The organism is Streptomyces sp. NPDC028305, from assembly GCF_055569495.1.
The window spans coordinates 476855-491822 of sequence record NZ_JBVHTN010000007.1; the positions used below are offsets into that span (position 1 = coordinate 476855).

Below are 14968 nucleotides of genomic sequence, written 5' to 3' on the forward strand. Positions count from 1 at the left end.
CCGGCGGAAACCGCCGGGGCCACGGGCAGCCGAGCCGGGACGAGGGCTCAGGAGCGGGTGAAGTACCACTCGTGGTTGTTGAGATTCTCCGGTGCGCACGGCCAGATGATCAGATCGCGCGTCTGGTCATCCGGCCCGTACGAGTCCAGACAGGTGTTGTTGCTGGCGAAGTTGCGGATCCAGAACCGGCCGTCCGCCTGCTTGTCCAGCCACCACAGCTGGTTGTCGGCGGTCGTGCCGTTGCACGGGAACTCCGTCACCTTGGTGGCGTTCCCCGCGGCCCCGTAACCGGGCAGGTCGAGGCACATGCCGTCCATGACGTTGCGGATCTGGAACAGGGGAACCCCGCCGGGGCCCTTGCTGTCGTACCTCTTCTCCACGTTCCACAGCTGGTTGTCGTCGGGGTTGCTGTTGCAGGCCGACTGGTGGATCGGGCCGTCGGGGTTGCCGCTGGTGAAGCCCGGGACATCGACGCAGGTGCCGTTCGTGTTGTTCTTGATCAGCACCCGGGTCAGCACGGCCGGCAGATTGCTGGGGGCCTTCTTGCGCACGGAGGTCTTCTTCTTCTCCTCCTCCTTCGCCGTGGGGGAGGAGCTGGGCGGTGACGGGTCCGCGGCCTTCTCCTTTGCCGGGGAGGGGGACTCCTTCTCCTTTTCCTTCTCCTTCTCCTTCTTCTCGGGCTTGCTCTTCTTGGGAGACGGGGATTCGGCGACGAACTCGCCCGCCCGGCCCCCGTCGTCGTCCAGCACGGTGTCGGCGGAGCTGGAGGAGGCCACCTTCTTGCTGTCGTCGTCGTCCTTGCCGGTGGCCATGATGAGCAGCGGCACGGCCACGAGAATGGCCCCGGCCATGGCGGCGCCGGCGAGGAGGGGCTTCTTCGGGCGGCCGGAGAGGCCGCCGTCCGCGTCGGGGGAGTCGCCACCGGGGCCGATGGTCGTGGCGGCGGCGGCCGCGGCGGCCCCGTCGGGCCGACCGTCGGCGCCGGACACCGTGGCGACCCTGCCCCAGCCACGGCGGGCCTTCGGGGCGGGGGCACTCTCCTCCGACCGGGCGCTGTCCTCCGACCGGCCTTCCGATTCCGCCTTCTTACCGCTCACGGTCTCGGCTTCGGTCTCAGCCTCGGGATCGGGATCGGGATCGGCCTCGGGTTCGGCCTCGTCGTGGCCGTCCGTGGTCGCTGAGGCGGAGGAGGAGGCGGCTCGCGCGGTGGTGGTGGTGCTGGCGGATGTCTTCTTGCCGGTGAGGTGTTCCTCGACGGTCGCCGCGTCGGGCGAGTCGGCACTCTCACCGGCGGCGGAACCAGCGGCCTTGCCGGTGGCCTCGCCGGTGGCGGACGACTCGCCGGACGCGGACGCGGACGCGGACGCGGAACCGCGTGGCGAAGGCGACTCCGGCTCGGGCGACGCGAAGAACGCCGCGGCCGGCTGGCCGCTGGACGTCGTGTCGTCACCGGTCCGGTGCTGATCGGACATGAGCTTCTCCTCGTGGCCACCGGACCCGGGTCCGGTGGCGGTGGGGGCTTGACGGGGGATGTGATGGCAGAGGGGACGGGATGACCGGGCGCTCACCGGCCCGGACATCGCGCCGGAACCAGGAGCGGGCTCAACGGCCCTGGTCCGGCGACGGATGACGGATCCGGTCCTGGTCCGACACCGGCGCCATCGGGCCCGCCGCGCGAAGTTGCCGGGCGAGCCGCTCCGGGTCGGTGTCTTCCCGGGCTGCCAGCTCGCGGGCGAGCGCGGCGTGCAGCAGTTGTCTGGAGGACGGGGTGAGCGTACCCAACACGACTTCGCGGGCCAGCTCGGGGAAGCGGTAGCGCCCGGTGTCACACTGGCCGGGGTCCGTGTCCCAGACCAGCACACGGGCGGTGACGGCGGCGTCGATCAGCGGCAGCAGCCGGTCCCGCGCCATGCCCTGGACATCGGCGAGCAACCCGATGTCCAGGTGCGGGCCGTCGGCGGCGGCGTAGGTGAGCATCGTCCTGGCGGGGGCGGACAGTTCGGCGAGCCGCGCCTGGACGACGCTGCGCACGGCGGCCGGCACCTGCGCCGCGGGTCCCACGCGCCGGTCCGGCGGCAGCTTCAGCAACTCCCCGAGCGTGAAGGGGTTGCCCTCGGCGCGCCGGTGCAGCGCCGCGGCCTCCTCGGCGGAGGAGCGCTCGCCGCGGGCGGCGAGCAACTCGCCCACATCCGCGGCGGACAGCGGCTCCAGGTGCAGCCGGGTGGCGCCGTGCCGGGCCAGCTCCGCGAGCAGCCCGCTGGCCGCGGGGTCGTCGGCGTTCCGCAGGGCGCACACCACGGCGACCGGGGCGTCGCGCAGCAGGGCGGTGAGCCGGCGCAGCAGGTCGTGGAAGTCCGGTGGCGCCCAGTCGAGGTCGTCGACGACGCACAGCGCGGGGCCCCGGTTGAGTTCCCGTACGAGCGCGGCGAGCCGGTCCTCGTCGGGCCGGGCCTCGGCGGGGGTGTCGTCGGGGCCGGTGCCGGACCGCTTCCGGCGCAGCGCGTCCAGGAGTTGGGCGGCGGGGCACACCAGGGAGATGCCGTGGCTCTCGCTGAGCGCCTGGCCGCCGCTGGCCCGCGCCACGGCGAACCCGGCCTGCTCGGCCCAGGCGGACACCTGGTCCAGCAGCCGCGTCTTGCCGGACCCCGGCTCCCCCGAGACCACGGCCCACTGACCGCGCCCCGCGCCCGCGGCGCGCAACAGGGCGGTGAGGCGCGCGCTCTCCTCGGACCTGCCCACCAACGGGGCGTCGGCGGGACCGGCTTCGGCGCCGGGCAGGGTGGCGGAGTTCAGGGTGACCGCGGGTCCGGTCGAGTGGGGCTCGCCGAGGACCCGGGTGTCGTGCCGCAGGATGGCGGTGTGCAGATCCGACAGTCCGGGGCTGGGGTCGAGGCCGAGCTCCTGGGCCAGAAACGTGCGGAACCGCTCGTACTGCCGGAGCGCCTCGACGGACCGCCCCGCCCCGTACAGCGCGCGCATCAGCAGCGCCCATGAGGACTCGCGGAGCGGGGCGCTGATGGTGAGTCCCTCGGCGACGCCGATGGCGCGCTCCAGGTCGCCCTGTTTGATGAGGATGGTGGCCTGGAGCTCGATGGCGTCCTGTCGCGCGGTGTTGAGCCGGGCCGTCTCGCGCGCCGCGAAGTCGAGTTCGGCGGTCTCGCCGAGCGCCTGGCCGCGCCACAGTCCCAGCGCCCCCTCTATCTCCTTGCTCGCGACGTCGAGTTGGCCTCGCCGCATGGTGTCCCGGGCCCGTGTCACGGACTCCTCGAAGCGGGTGGTGTCACGCGCCTCGCGGGGCACCTTCAGGGCGTACCCGGCGGGGCCGTTGACCAGCAGCGTGGACCGGCCGCCCCGCACGGGCTCCAGCACCGAGCGCAGTCTGCTGATGTGCGCGCGTACGGAGGAGATGGCCCCGGTCGGCTGGGAGCCCTGCCATACGTCCAGGCAGAGTTGGCGCAGGGAGACCGGCCGTCCGTCCTCGATGAGCAGTCGTATCAGCAGCACCCGTCGCTGCCGTGGCCCCAGGGCCAGCGCCGTGCCGTCCCGTGTCACCTCTACCGGGCCCAGCAGGCTGTACCACGTGGAGTGATCGTGCACCGAGATCCTTCCCTGCCAGCACGCGTTGGGTCCTCCCTCGGCCCGCGCGCGGCAGGGGACGAGGGAAGGGGCTGCCGTGCGGGTGAGTTGTCCGACAGGGACCGGATGGCCCTCTGGGTGTCTCCACCACAGGGCGCAGGCGACAAGCCCAGATACTCCGCCTGCGACGCTATAGAGGCACTTTGGGCAGGTCCAGGTTCATCGGGGCAGCGAGTTTTGGTCTTTCGGGCAGCGCCGCGCGGCCGTCGCCGCGCGAAGGACGCCGGAGGCGGGACCGTGGCGGGGGCGCCGCGGCGATCACTTTCGCCGCGCTGTTTCCGAGTGTTTCCCTAGCGTTTTTGTCGTATGGGTTACCGGCGGTATCGAAGCGATAAAGAAGGATTTGAGTACGCGGGCGTCGATGGCGGCTGGCGTATGATCAAAACCGGAATCGCGTGGTCCGTTTCGCGGTGGACAGAGGGAGTACATTGGGCGCCTCTTTAGAGCCGGTGGATCCCCGGTCGGCGACGACGGACTCCCGGCGCAGAATCTCGGTCGTCGTCCACGCGCGGGATCCGATCTCCCGGGAGGGGGCGATCGGCCAGCTGCGGCACCATCCCGAGATCGTCCTCCTCGACAAGTCGGACGCCCGGGCGGGCGATGTGGTCATGCTGCTCACCGACTCGATCGACGCGGCCACGCTCGCCGGTCTGCGCCGATTCGTCCATGACGCCGGGCTGCGCGTGGTCCTGGTCGCGAGCCTGATCCGCCGGGCCGAGCTGCTCGATGTGATCGAGTGCGGTGTCGGGGTCATCGTCTGGCGCCGCGAGGCCACCGGACACCGACTGCTCCAGGCGGTCCTCGCGGCCTCCCGCGGCGACGGCGACCTCCCCGCCGATCTGATCGGCCAACTGGTCAGCCAGGTAGGTGCGTTGCGGCCTGGCGCGCTCGGCCAGCCCGGGGGCCGGCCGCTCGGTCTGACCCCGCGTGAGACCGACGTCCTGCGGCTGGTCGCGGAGGGGCTGGGCACCGGAGAGATCGCCGCCAAACTCTCGTACTCGGAACGGACCGTGAAGAACGTCATCCAGGGCCTGACGACCCGCCTGGGCCTGCGCAACCGCGCCCACGCCGTGGCCTACGCCCTGCGGGAGGGGTATATCTCCTGACGGAGCGCCCGGGGCGATCGTCCGGTCGGCCGCCCGGCGGCGAAACGGGCAGCCGCAGCACCAGCCGGGCCCCCGGACCGCCGTCCTCCACGGATGCCCGCCCGCCGTGCCGGGTGACGATCTCCCGCACGATGGCGAGCCCCAGCCCGGAGCCGCCGGCGTCCCGGCTGCGCGCGTCGTCCAGACGGGTGAACCGGTCGAATACCCGCTCGCGGTCGGCGGGTGGGATGCCGGGGCCGTCATCGCGGACACACAGGACCGCTTCGCTGTCCGTGGCGGCGAGAGTGACCTCTACCCGGCGGTGGGCGTGCCGGACGGCGTTGTCCAGGAGGTTGCGCACGGCGCGCGACAGGGCGTCGGGATCCCCGCGGATCCGGGCCGGCTGAATCCGGCCACAGGCGACGGACACCTCGGGGTGGGCGTGCGGCCGTCGGACTTCCGCCTCTACCAGGTCGTCCAGGTCGACCTCCGTCTCGCGCAGCGCGCCCCTGGTGTCGAGCCGGGCCAGGTGTACGAGGTCGTCGACGAGCGCGCCGAGCCGGACCGTCTCCTCCAGCATGCCCGGGATTCTGGCCGACAGATCGGCGCGGGGATGCCGGGCGGCGGTCTCGAGCTCCGCGCGCACGGCGGCCACTGGGCTGCGCAGCTCGTGCGCGGCGTCCGCCACGAACTGCCGCTGCCGGGCGGTCGCCTCGTCGAGCCGTTTGAGCAGATCGTTGAGGGTCTCGCCGAGGCGTCGTACCTCGTCGGTGTTCGGCGGCAGGTCGAGCCGCCGGTGCAGGTCGGTGGTGGTGATCTCGGCCGCCTGCCGGCGCAGCCGCTCCACCGGCCCCAACGCGCGCCCCGTGATGTGCCATCCGGCGGCGGCGAGGAGGGCCGTCAGGGTCGGCAGACCGACGGCCAGCTCGGCGGTGAGCGTGTGCACGGCGTGGTCGACCGGGGCCGTGGGAAGGCCGACGTACACGGTCTTGCGCGCATCCGCCGGGCCCGCCGACAGGGCGGCGACGCGGTAGGTGTCGTTGTCGCCCAGCGGTACGCCGCGCACGCTGTAGACCGACGGTTCGCTGTCCGGGGCGGCCGGCCTCACATGGAACAGAGCGTGTTCTCCCGCCACGTTCTCCGACGCCGCGACCACCCGGCCACGGCTGTCGACCACCTGTGCCACGTCGTCCCCGGCGCCGGAGGCGGGCAGCGGCTGCACGGGGCGGCCCTTGTCCAGGGCGGTGGCGATGATCAGTGCGCGCTGGCGGGCGCTGCCGTCCAAGCCGTGCATGAGCGAGCCGCGTTGGCTGATGAGAAGGAGCACGGCGGCCAGGGACAGGCCGAGCGCGGCGACGAGCGTGGCGGCCGCGGTCAGCCGGGCGCGCAGGCTGAGTCTGCGCCAGTGGGGGAACGGCCGGTGGCGCGGCGCCACCGCTCCGGCTCGGCCGGAGCGGACAGGTGCGGGGATGCCCGGCACGGTTCACCTGTCGTCGGCGAGCCGGTACCCGGCCCCCCGGACGGTCTGGATGGTGCGCCTGCCGAAGGGTTCGTCGATCTTGCGGCGCAGATAGCCGATGTAGACCTCGACGACGTTGGGGTCGAGGTCGAAGTGGTCCGTCCAGACGTGGGTCAGGATGTCCTGCTTGCTCAGCACCTCTCCCGGACGGCGCACCAGGCACTCGAGCAGCGAGAACTCCCGCGTGGTCAGCTCGACGGGGACGGTGCCGCGCCGACAGGTGCGATCCCCGGGGTCGAGGCGGAGATCGCCGACACGAAGGACGGCGGGCCTGGGGCGCCCGCCCCGCCGCATCAGGGCGTTGAGCCGGGCGGTCAGCACGACATAGGAGAAGGGCTTGGTGAGGTAGTCGTCCGCCCCGATGTCCAGGCCGTCCGCCTCGTCGTACTCCCCGTCCTTGGCGGTGAGCATGAGGACCGGGGTCCAGTTCTCCGCCGCTCGCAGCCGTCGGCACACGTCGTAACCATTGAGCCGGGGCAGCATGATGTCCAGGACGACGACGTCGTACGAGGTGTCCGCCGCCCGCAGGAGACCTTCCTCGCCGTCGACGGCAAGGTCCACGGCGAACCCCTCGGCCGTGAGCCCGTGCACCAGAGCCCGCCCGAGCGCGGGATGGTCCTCGACGACCAGGACGCGCATGGCACGTCTCCCTTCCAGGCGCCGCCTCACTTTTCCGGAGCGCCCACCTCCACCGTAGGCATGCGCAGCTGAGAAGAGGCTGAGAACCCCGCCGTCTCCGGTCTCAGCTTCCCCTCAGCCGGGGTGGCGCAGGATTGCCGCATTCCGGATGGACGGTCCATCCGGTAGCGAAAGCGAAGGTGATCATGAACACGCGCAAGAAGGCCGCCGTCCTCGCCGCATCCACCGCAGCCATTGTCACGGCCGTGATCGGAGGAGGCGCCGCGGTGGCCTCCGCGGCTCCGGCGCACCACGCCACGTCCTCGGTGTCCGCCACGGCGACACAGAAGCCCACCCCTCCGGGCCCGAAGAGCGACGGTGAGCAGGAGAAGAAGGGCGAGCAGGAGAAGAGCGGCGAGCAGGAGAACCAGTCGGACGGCCCCGGCGGCCACGCCGACACCTCGGCCAACGCGGAGCACGAGTTCGAGGGCGACGAGTAAGCGAGGGGCGGAGAGGACGCGTAAGAGGGAACAGGCGTCCCGGCGGTCAGCTCGCGGGGAGCGAGACGACGAATCTCGCTCCCCGCGCGGCCGCGTCCAAGCACAGATCCCCGCCCGCGCCGCGGGCCTGGTACACATCGCGCAGTCCGTGGTCGTCCTCGACGACCGTACCCGGGTGAACGGTCACCGACCCAGTATCACCCGCCACCCGGTGTGCCCCGGGGCCGGCCGCGCAGGCGTTCAGGCTGCGTACAGGTCGGGGGTGACAGGGTCGGGGGCCATGACACCCGAGATGCGGGAGGTCACCGAGCGGGACCGGGCCGTCCCGCCGACGGCTTGATCGCGGACTCCGGTACGACGATTCACCCGTTCACGTGTTTTGGGACAGCTGCGCCATGGTGGACCCGGGCGGCTATTGCCCGCGGCGGCGGTGGAGGCCGACCTGGCTCCCGCGCGCCGAGCCGGGGCGCGGGTTACCAACTGCTCTTGAACACCCCGGGGAGTTCGCCCGCGTGCGCCAGCTCGCGCAGGCGGATCCGGGACAGGCCGAAGGCGCGCAGATGGCCGCGGGGGCGGCCGTCGATGGAGTCGCGGTTGCGCACCCGGGTGGCGCTGGCGTCGCGCGGCTGGCGGCGCAGTTCCCGCTGGGCGGCGGTGCGTTCGTCGTCGGAGCTGTCGGGGGCGGCGATGATCGCCTTCAGCTCGGCGCGGCGCTCGGCGTAGCGGGCGACGATCGCGCGGCGCCGCTCATTCTTGGCGATCTTGCTCTTCTTCGCCATCAGACCTTTCCTCCCGTGGCGCGGATGCGGGCCACGGCGGCCTCGATGCCGATCGCGTCGACGGTCTTGACGCCCTTGGCGCTCAGGGTGAGCCGGACGTGGCGGCCCTCGCTCGGCAGCCAGTAGCGCTTGCGCTGGATGTTGGGGTCGAACCGGCGCTTGGTGCGGCGGTGTGAGTGGGAGACGTGGTTGCCGAAGCTGGGTTGCCGACCGGTGAGTTGGCAGTGGGCGGACATGGTCCCTCTCGCTCTGGTGGGGTGCTGATGGTGGCACCCTAGCCGCTTATGAAAATGAAAACCAACTCCATGTATGCTGTCGGGCATGGCACGGAACGAACTACGCCCGATCATCAAGCTGCGGTCCACCGCCGGCACCGGCTACACCTATGTGACCCGCAAGAACCGTCGCAACGACCCCGATCGGATGACCCTGCGCAAGTACGACCCGATCGCCGGCCGCCACGTCGACTTCCGCGAGGAGCGCTGACCGCCATGAAGCCCGGCATCCACCCCGAGTACCGGCCGGTCGTCTTCCGCGACCGAGCCGCCGACTTCGCCTTCCTCACCCGCTCCACGGCCACCGGCGACAAGACCGTCGTCTGGGAGGACGGCAACACCTACCCGGTCATCGACGTCGAGATCTCCTCGGCGAGCCACCCCTTCTACACCGGCAACCAGCGGGTCGTGGACACGGCGGGCCGCGTCGAGCGCTTCGAGCGGCGCTACGGGCGCGGACGGGGGAACCGATGAGCGGGACCGAGACGCGGCTCGCCGTCGCGATCGTGGGCGGGCTGCACGCCGACGCCCGGCGCACCGCCGTCCGGGAGATCCTGCGCACGGTGCCCGGCTCCGTCGCGCTGCATCACGACTTGTCGTCCGCCGCCGACGGCGCCGTGCGCCGCACCGTACGAGACGGCCGAGGCCTGCTCGGCGCGGGCGACGCGCCCCTGGTGAACGACTGCGCGTGCTGCGCCCTGCGCGAGGACCTGGTCCCCGAACTGCTGCGGCTGGCTGACGGCGGCGGCCACCGGTTGGCCGTCGTCGAGCTGTGGGACTCCGTCGAGCCCCAGGCCGTGGCCGCGGTCATCGCCGCCGAGGGCGAGCCCCTGAAGCTGACCGGGGTGGCCACCGCGGTCGACCCGGCCCTCCTCGTGCCCTGCCTCACGGACGGGGACGACCTCGCCGAGGCCGGTCTCGCCGCCGCACCGCGCGATCAGCGCACCATCGCCGACACCTTCGCCCGGCAGCTCGAATACCCCACGGTGATCGCCGTGTTCGAGGGCGGTGCGGCCGACCGGCCCTCGGACGACGGCGACCACGCCCTGCTCGCCCAGCTCACGCCCGGCGCGCGGCGCGTGCGTACGAGCGAGGCGGCCCTGGGCCCCGCCCTGCTGGTCGGGTTCGATGTGGCGGCGGCGGCCGCCCGGCAGCATCCGGCGTGCGCGCTGTTGCCGCAGGAGTGTGATGAACACGGGGTGAGCACCGTGGTCTGGCGGCGCGAGCGGCCCTTCCACCCGGGGCGGCTCTACGCGGCGCTGGAGGACCTGACCTGCGCCGCCGCCCGCAGCCGCGGACGCTTCTGGCTGGCCGACCGCCCCGACACGCTGCTGTCGTGGGACGCGGCGGGCGGCGCGCTGTGCGTGGAGTCGGCCGGGCCCTGGATGGCCGCGCTACCGGCGGCGGCCTGGGAGATGGTGCCCGCCGAGCGCCGGGTCGCGGCCTCGCTGGACTGGCACCCCCGGCACGGCGACCGCCGCCAGCACCTCACCTTCACCTCACCCGGCCTCGACCGCGACGGCCTGCTGACCCTGCTCGACTCGTGTCTGCTCACCGACGCCGAGTACGCGGCGGGGCCGGACGGCTGGAGGAAACTGCCCCGCGCCTTCGACGAACTGCTCGACCCGGTGGCCTGAGCACCCACCGGCTCTCCCCGAAGGATCCGATTGCAGGGGGTGCCGTTGCCGCGGTCAGACCAGCGCCTCGTGGACGAAGCACCACCGCCAGTCCTCACCCGGCTCCATCGGCTCCATGATCGGGTGCTCCTCGGCGAACGCGTGGGCGCGGGCGTGCCTGAGCGGTGAGGAGTCGCAGCAGCCGACGTGGCCGCAGGTCAGGCAGAGCCGCAGATGCACCCAGGGGGTCCCAAGGCGCAGGCACTCCTCGCAGCCCTCGGGGGTGCGGGCGGTGACATCGCGGATCATGGAGAGATGCGGGTCCCGCTCTGTGGCCATGTCGTTCGCTCTTTCTGTCGTGACGTCGTCTCCTGCGGGTTCATCCTGCCCTGCCCGCTCCCGCGAGCTCCGGCTGCCGGTAGGTGACCACCAGCTCCCCGTGCCGGCCGTCGACGCGCACCGTCGCGCCGTCCTGGACGTCTCCGCTCAACAGGGCGCGCCCGATGAGGGTTTCGACCTCGTGGGAGATGAAGCGGCGCAGCGGCCGCGCCCCGTACACGGGGTCGTAGCCCTCGTGGGCGATGACCTGCCGGCCGGCCTCGGTGAGCTCGACGGCGATCCGGCGCTCGGCGAGGCGCTGCCGCAACTCCTCGAACTGGAGATCCACGATCCGCTCGATCTGGGGCTCGCCGAGCGGCTTGAACAGCACGATGTCGTCGACCCGGTTGAGGAACTCGGGGCGGAAGTGCGCGCGCAGCTCGCTCATCACCAGGCCGCGGGCGTCCGGCTTGAGCTCTCCCTCGGAGGTGACGCCGTCGAGGAGGTACACGGACCCGATGTTGGAGGTCATGATGAGGATGGTGTTGCGGAAGTCGACCACCCGGCCCTGGGCGTCGGTGATCCGCCCGTCGTCGAGCACCTGGAGCAGGGTGTTGAAGACGTCGGTGTGCGCCTTCTCGACCTCGTCGAGCAGCACCACCGAGTAGGGCTTGCGGCGCACCGCCTCGGTGAGCTGGCCGCCCTCCTCGTAGCCGACGTATCCGGGCGGCGCGCCGAGCAGCCGGCTGACGGTGTGCCGCTCCTGGTACTCGCTCATGTCGAGGCGGACCATGTTCTCCTCGGTGTCGAACAGGGTCGCGGCCAGCGTCTTGGCCAGTTCGGTCTTGCCGACGCCGGTGGGGCCGAGGAAGATGAACGACCCGATCGGCCGGCGCGGGTCCCGGATCCCCGAGCGGGCCCGGATGATGGCGTCGGCGACCGCCTTGGTCGCCTCGTCCTGGCCGATGACCCGCTCCCGCAGGATTTCGTCCAGCCGCAGCAGCTTCTCCCGTTCGCCCTCCTTGAGCCGGGAGACGGGGATGCCGGTCCAGGCGGAGACGATGTCGGCGATCTCGTCCTCGGTGACGACCTCGCGCAGCAGCCGGTGCCGGCCCTGCTTGGCGGCCAGCTGCTCCTCCTCGGCGGCCAGCCGGCGCTCCAGCTCCTGGAGCCTGCCGTAGCGCAGTTCGGCGGCGCGGTTGAGGTCGTAGTCGCGCTCCGCCTCCTCGGCCTCGCGGCGCACCTCCTCCAGCTCCTTGCGCAGCGCCTGGACCCGGCGGATGGACTGCCGCTCGGCCTCCCACTGGGCGTGTTTGGCGTCGGCATCGGCGCGCAGGTCGGCGAGTTCCCGGCGCAGCTCCGCCAGCCGCGCCGCGCTGGCCGGGTCGGTCTCCTTGGACAGCGCCGCCTCCTCGATCTCCAGCCGGGTGACCCGGCGGGTGATCTCGTCCAGCTCGGCGGGCATGGAGTCGATCTCGGTGCGCAGCCGGGCGCATGCCTCGTCGACGAGGTCGATGGCCTTGTCCGGCAGGAACCGGTCGCTGATGTAGCGGTGGCTCAGGGTGGCGGCGGAGACCAGGGCGGTGTCCTGGATCTTGACGCCGTGGAAAACCTCCAGACGTTCCCGCAGACCGCGCAGGATCGAGATGGTGTCCTCCACGGACGGCTCGTCCACCAGCACCTGCTGGAAGCGGCGCTCCAGCGCGGCGTCCTTCTCGATGTGCTTGCGGTACTCGTCGAGGGTGGTGGCGCCGATCATGTGCAGCTCGCCGCGGGCCAGCATGGGCTTGAGCATGTTCCCGGCGTCCATGGCGCCCTCGGCCGCCCCGGCGCCGACCACGGTGTGCAGCTCGTCGACGAACAGCAGGATCCTGCCCGAGGCGGCCTTGACCTCGCTGAGCACGGCCTTCAGCCGCTCCTCGAACTCGCCGCGGTACTTCGCCCCGGCCACCAGGGACCCCATGTCGAGGGCGAAGATGGTCTTGTCGCGCAGCCCTTCGGGCACGTCCCCGCGCACGATGCGCTGGGCCAGGCCCTCGACGATGGCGGTCTTGCCGACCCCTGGGTCGCCGATGAGCACCGGGTTGTTCTTCGACTTGCGGCTGAGGATCTGGATGACCCGGCGGATCTCGGCGTCCCGGCCGATGACCGGGTCCAGCTTGCCCGTGCGGGCCTCGGCCACCAGGTCTCGGCCGTATTTCTCCAGGGCCTCGTACGCCACCTCGGGGTTGGCGGAGGTGACCCGCTGGCTGCCGCGGACCTGGGTGAGGGCGTTCAGGAACGCCTCCTTGGTGACGCCGTGCTCCTTGAGCACCCGCCCGGCCGGGGTGGCGGCCCCCTCGTCGGTGAGCGCCAGGACGAGGTGTTCCACCGAGACGTACTCGTCCTTGAGCCGCTTGGCCTCCTGCTCGGCGGTGTCCAGCAGTCTGGCCAGGCGCTGGGTGATGAAGACCTGCCCGGGGGCGGCGCCGGGGCCGGTGACCTTCGGCCTGCGGGCCAGGTCGGCCTCCAGCATGGTGCGCAGCGCCGCGGGGTCGGCGCCCACCTGGTCGACCAGCCGGGGGACCAGCCCCTCGGGCTGGTCGAGGAGCGCGAGCAGCAGGTGTTCGCCGTCGACCTCGGTCTGGCCGAGCCGCAGGGCCCTGGTCTGGGCGTCCTGAACGGCTTCCTGGGACTTCTGGGTGAGGCGGTTCATGTCCATGGGGGTTTGTCACTCCTCGCGCCGCCGCGGCGCAGCGCGGCCTCGAGCCGGCCGATGCGGTCGAGCAGGTCGAGCACCAGGCCGATGGATGCGTAGTTCAGACACAGTCCGGTGCGCAGCCGCTCCACGCGGGCCAGCGTCGCCGGGGCGGCCTCGGGGAACACCAGCCGTCCCGCCGCGTCGCGCTCGGCCTCGACCAGGCCGAGGGCGACGAAGCGCCGGACCAGTTCGGGGTGGAGCCCGGCGCGGCTGGCCACGGTCTCCAGGGTGAGCCGGCGCGCGGGCACCAGCGCGTACTGGACGGAGGCCACGGGCGCGGACCGCGCGGCCGCCCGTGCCTTCGGCGGGTGGGTGCTCATGGCGCGCTCCTGGGGTCGAAGGAGGAGGTGGCGGCGAGCTCTTCGAACAGCTCGCGCTCCCGGTCGGTGGGGTGGGGCGGCACCATGACGCGGATCTCGGCGTAGAGATGGCCGCTCTGGCCGCCGGGGTTCGGCAGACCCTCGCCGCGCAGCCGCAGCCGGCGGCCGCTGGAGGACCCGCCGGGGACCGACACCTTCGCCGTGCCGCCCGGGGTGGGCACGGGGACGGTCGCGCCGAGCGCCGCCTCCCAGGGCGTCACCGGGAGCGTGACGTGGACGTTCCGGCCGTCCAGCCGGAACCGCGGATGGGGCTGGATCCGCACCCGCAGATACAGGTCCCCGGCGGGGGCGTCACCGCTGCCGCGGCCGCCCTGCCCGGCAAGCCGGATGCGCTGCCCATCGGTGACGCCTGCGGGGACATCGACCTGGTAGCCGCGCTGCCCCGAGGGGCCGGCCAGGGTGACGGTGCGGCGGCCGCCGCGGTAGGCGTCCTCCACGGTGAGCGGCAGCTCGGCCTCCTGGTCGGCCCCGGGCACATGGACGCGCCCCGCTCCGGGCCGCGCGCCGCCGCCGCCGAAGAACGCGCCGAACAGGTCCTCGAAGTCGGCGCCCGTGCCCTGGGCGTCCTCGCCGAAGCCACGGACGAACCGCACCCGGCCGCCGTCCCCCGAGGTCGTCCAGGACCGGAAGCCGCCACCGGCGCCACCCCCGGCTCCGGCGCCGACCCGCTCCTCCCAGTCCTCCGGGATCTTGCGGAAGTCCTCGCCGAACCGGTCGTAGCGGGCCCGGGTGCCGGGGTCGGAGAGCACGCTGTAGGCCTCGTTGAGCTCCTTGAACCGCTCCTCGGCCGCGGGGTCCTTGTTGACGTCCGGGTGGTGCTTGCGGGCCAGATTGCGGTACGCCTGCTGGATCTCCTCGGGGCTCGCGCCCCGCGAGACCCCCAGCACCTCGTAGTAGTCCCGTGCCATGGCCGGTCACCCCCGCCTGGCCACGGTGACGGCCACCGGCCGCAGTTGGTTGCCGGTGTCCCCGTAGCCGGGGCGCAGCACCTGGACCACCGTCCCCGGCTCCGCCTCGGGGTCGTCGACCACTCCGACCACCTCGTGGCGGGCCGGGTCGAACGGCACCCCCGTCTCGGCCCGCCGCTCGTAGCCGAGCCGGGCGAGGGCGTCCACGGCCTGGTCGCGCACGGCCCTGACGCCTTCCACGATGGTGCCGGGGTCGGCCTCGGCGTGGGAGAGCGCGAGTTCGAGGTTGTCGATGACGGGCAGCAGCGCCGCGGCCGTACGGGCCCGCTCGGCGGCCCGCTCCCGCTCCATCTCCCTGGCCTGGCGCTTGCGCAGATTGTCCAGGTCGGCCAGGGCACGGCGCCACCGGTCCTCCAGCTCCGCCAGGGCCGCGGCCTCGTCCTCGTCATGGCGGAGTGCGGGGCCGCCGGCGGCGTCCGGGCCGGGCCCCTCCGCGCCCCGCGCCTCGGCGGCGCCCGGAGCGGGGAGGTCCTGGCCGGGCTCCGGCACGGCGCCCTCGGGTACCGGGTCGGGCTGCTGCGGACGGTGGGACAT

Annotated in this window: 17 protein-coding genes; 5 read left to right on the forward strand and 12 right to left on the reverse strand. The window is 72.7% G+C overall.

What is annotated here, in order from left to right; translation table 11 throughout:
- Window positions 1–47: 47 nt before the first annotated feature.
- Window positions 48–1472 (reverse strand): RICIN domain-containing protein, encoded by a 1425-nt coding sequence (locus tag ACZ4WQ_RS31650; RefSeq protein WP_398373477.1) that lies wholly within the window; start codon window positions 1470–1472, stop codon window positions 48–50.
- 130 nt (window positions 1473–1602) lie between these two features.
- Window positions 1603–3597, reverse strand: coding sequence for a BTAD domain-containing putative transcriptional regulator (locus ACZ4WQ_RS31655; RefSeq protein ID WP_398373478.1), 1995 nt, complete (start codon window positions 3595–3597; stop codon window positions 1603–1605).
- Window positions 3598–4064: 467 nt separating this feature from the next.
- On the opposite strand from ACZ4WQ_RS31655, the gene ACZ4WQ_RS31660 reads away from it, so the two are divergent.
- A complete protein-coding gene (locus ACZ4WQ_RS31660; protein ID WP_398373479.1) occupies window positions 4065–4742 on the forward strand; it encodes a response regulator transcription factor in 678 nt (225 codons plus the stop codon).
- Here the strand turns inward: ACZ4WQ_RS31660 and ACZ4WQ_RS31665 are convergent.
- Window positions 4657–6201 carry a HAMP domain-containing sensor histidine kinase gene (locus tag ACZ4WQ_RS31665; RefSeq protein ID WP_398373480.1) on the reverse strand — a complete coding sequence of 515 codons (1545 nt, stop codon included), beginning with the start codon at window positions 6199–6201 and terminating at the stop codon, window positions 4657–4659. The two genes, ACZ4WQ_RS31660 and ACZ4WQ_RS31665, sit on opposite strands and share 86 nt — an antisense overlap.
- Before the next feature lie 3 nt (window positions 6202–6204).
- Window positions 6205–6879, reverse strand: coding sequence for a response regulator transcription factor (locus tag ACZ4WQ_RS31670; protein ID WP_311725534.1), 675 nt, complete (start codon window positions 6877–6879; stop codon window positions 6205–6207).
- A 185-nt stretch (window positions 6880–7064) separates the two neighbouring features.
- Here ACZ4WQ_RS31670 and ACZ4WQ_RS31675 point away from each other — a divergent pair, with 185 nt between their 5' ends.
- The gene (locus tag ACZ4WQ_RS31675; RefSeq protein WP_311725535.1) at window positions 7065–7358 is read left to right on the forward strand and encodes a hypothetical protein; all 294 of its coding nucleotides are present in this window, start codon (window positions 7065–7067) and stop codon (window positions 7356–7358) included.
- A gap of 46 nt (window positions 7359–7404) precedes the next feature.
- Here the strand turns inward: ACZ4WQ_RS31675 and ACZ4WQ_RS31680 are convergent, their stop codons facing one another.
- The 3 genes from ACZ4WQ_RS31680 to rpmB all read right to left on the reverse strand — a co-directional run bounded on the left by ACZ4WQ_RS31680 (window position 7405) and on the right by rpmB (window position 8373).
- Entirely contained in the window at window positions 7405–7545 is a 141-nt protein-coding gene (locus ACZ4WQ_RS31680; RefSeq protein WP_311725536.1) for a hypothetical protein, read from the reverse strand.
- A 286-nt stretch (window positions 7546–7831) separates the two neighbouring features.
- Window positions 7832–8137 (reverse strand): 30S ribosomal protein S14, encoded by a 306-nt coding sequence (gene rpsN / locus ACZ4WQ_RS31685; protein WP_311725537.1) that lies wholly within the window; start codon window positions 8135–8137, stop codon window positions 7832–7834.
- Complete coding sequence (rpmB, locus tag ACZ4WQ_RS31690; protein WP_311725538.1) at window positions 8137–8373, reverse strand: 50S ribosomal protein L28; 237 nt, start codon at window positions 8371–8373, stop codon at window positions 8137–8139. The genes rpsN and rpmB overlap by 1 nt, the downstream gene beginning before the upstream one ends.
- A gap of 85 nt (window positions 8374–8458) precedes the next feature.
- On the opposite strand from rpmB, the gene rpmG reads away from it, so the two are divergent.
- Genes rpmG through ACZ4WQ_RS31705 form a run of 3 tightly spaced genes read left to right on the forward strand, consistent with a single transcriptional unit; the run spans window position 8459 to window position 10049 of the window.
- On the forward strand, window positions 8459–8623 hold the full coding sequence (gene rpmG, locus ACZ4WQ_RS31695) for a 50S ribosomal protein L33 (RefSeq protein ID WP_216346459.1): 165 nt from the start codon (window positions 8459–8461) through the stop codon (window positions 8621–8623).
- Between the two features lie 5 nt (window positions 8624–8628).
- Window positions 8629–8886, forward strand: a complete 258-nt coding sequence (locus ACZ4WQ_RS31700; RefSeq protein WP_361188372.1) for a type B 50S ribosomal protein L31 — start codon at window positions 8629–8631, stop codon at window positions 8884–8886.
- Window positions 8883–10049 carry a CobW family GTP-binding protein gene (locus ACZ4WQ_RS31705; protein ID WP_311725540.1) on the forward strand — a complete coding sequence of 389 codons (1167 nt, stop codon included), beginning with the start codon at window positions 8883–8885 and terminating at the stop codon, window positions 10047–10049. Before ACZ4WQ_RS31700 ends, ACZ4WQ_RS31705 begins: the two co-directional genes overlap by 4 nt.
- Before the next feature lie 54 nt (window positions 10050–10103).
- Here ACZ4WQ_RS31705 and ACZ4WQ_RS31710 read toward each other — a convergent pair whose 3' ends face one another.
- The 5 genes from ACZ4WQ_RS31710 to ACZ4WQ_RS31730 are packed head-to-tail and all read right to left on the reverse strand — an operon-like array spanning window position 10104 to window position 14968.
- Window positions 10104–10367, reverse strand: coding sequence for a UBP-type zinc finger domain-containing protein (locus ACZ4WQ_RS31710; protein ID WP_311725541.1), 264 nt, complete (start codon window positions 10365–10367; stop codon window positions 10104–10106).
- Between the two features lie 40 nt (window positions 10368–10407).
- Window positions 10408–13047: an ATP-dependent chaperone ClpB gene (gene clpB, locus ACZ4WQ_RS31715; protein ID WP_311725542.1), complete on the reverse strand. Its 2640-nt coding sequence runs from the start codon at window positions 13045–13047 to the stop codon at window positions 10408–10410.
- A complete protein-coding gene (locus tag ACZ4WQ_RS31720; protein WP_385337018.1) occupies window positions 13038–13406 on the reverse strand; it encodes a chaperone modulator CbpM in 369 nt (122 codons plus the stop codon). Before ACZ4WQ_RS31720 ends, clpB begins: the two co-directional genes overlap by 10 nt.
- Window positions 13403–14374, reverse strand: coding sequence for a DnaJ C-terminal domain-containing protein (locus ACZ4WQ_RS31725; RefSeq protein WP_385337021.1), 972 nt, complete (start codon window positions 14372–14374; stop codon window positions 13403–13405). Before ACZ4WQ_RS31725 ends, ACZ4WQ_RS31720 begins: the two co-directional genes overlap by 4 nt.
- A 6-nt stretch (window positions 14375–14380) precedes the next feature.
- Window positions 14381–14968 carry a nucleotide exchange factor GrpE gene (locus ACZ4WQ_RS31730; RefSeq protein WP_311725545.1) on the reverse strand — a complete coding sequence of 196 codons (588 nt, stop codon included), beginning with the start codon at window positions 14966–14968 and terminating at the stop codon, window positions 14381–14383.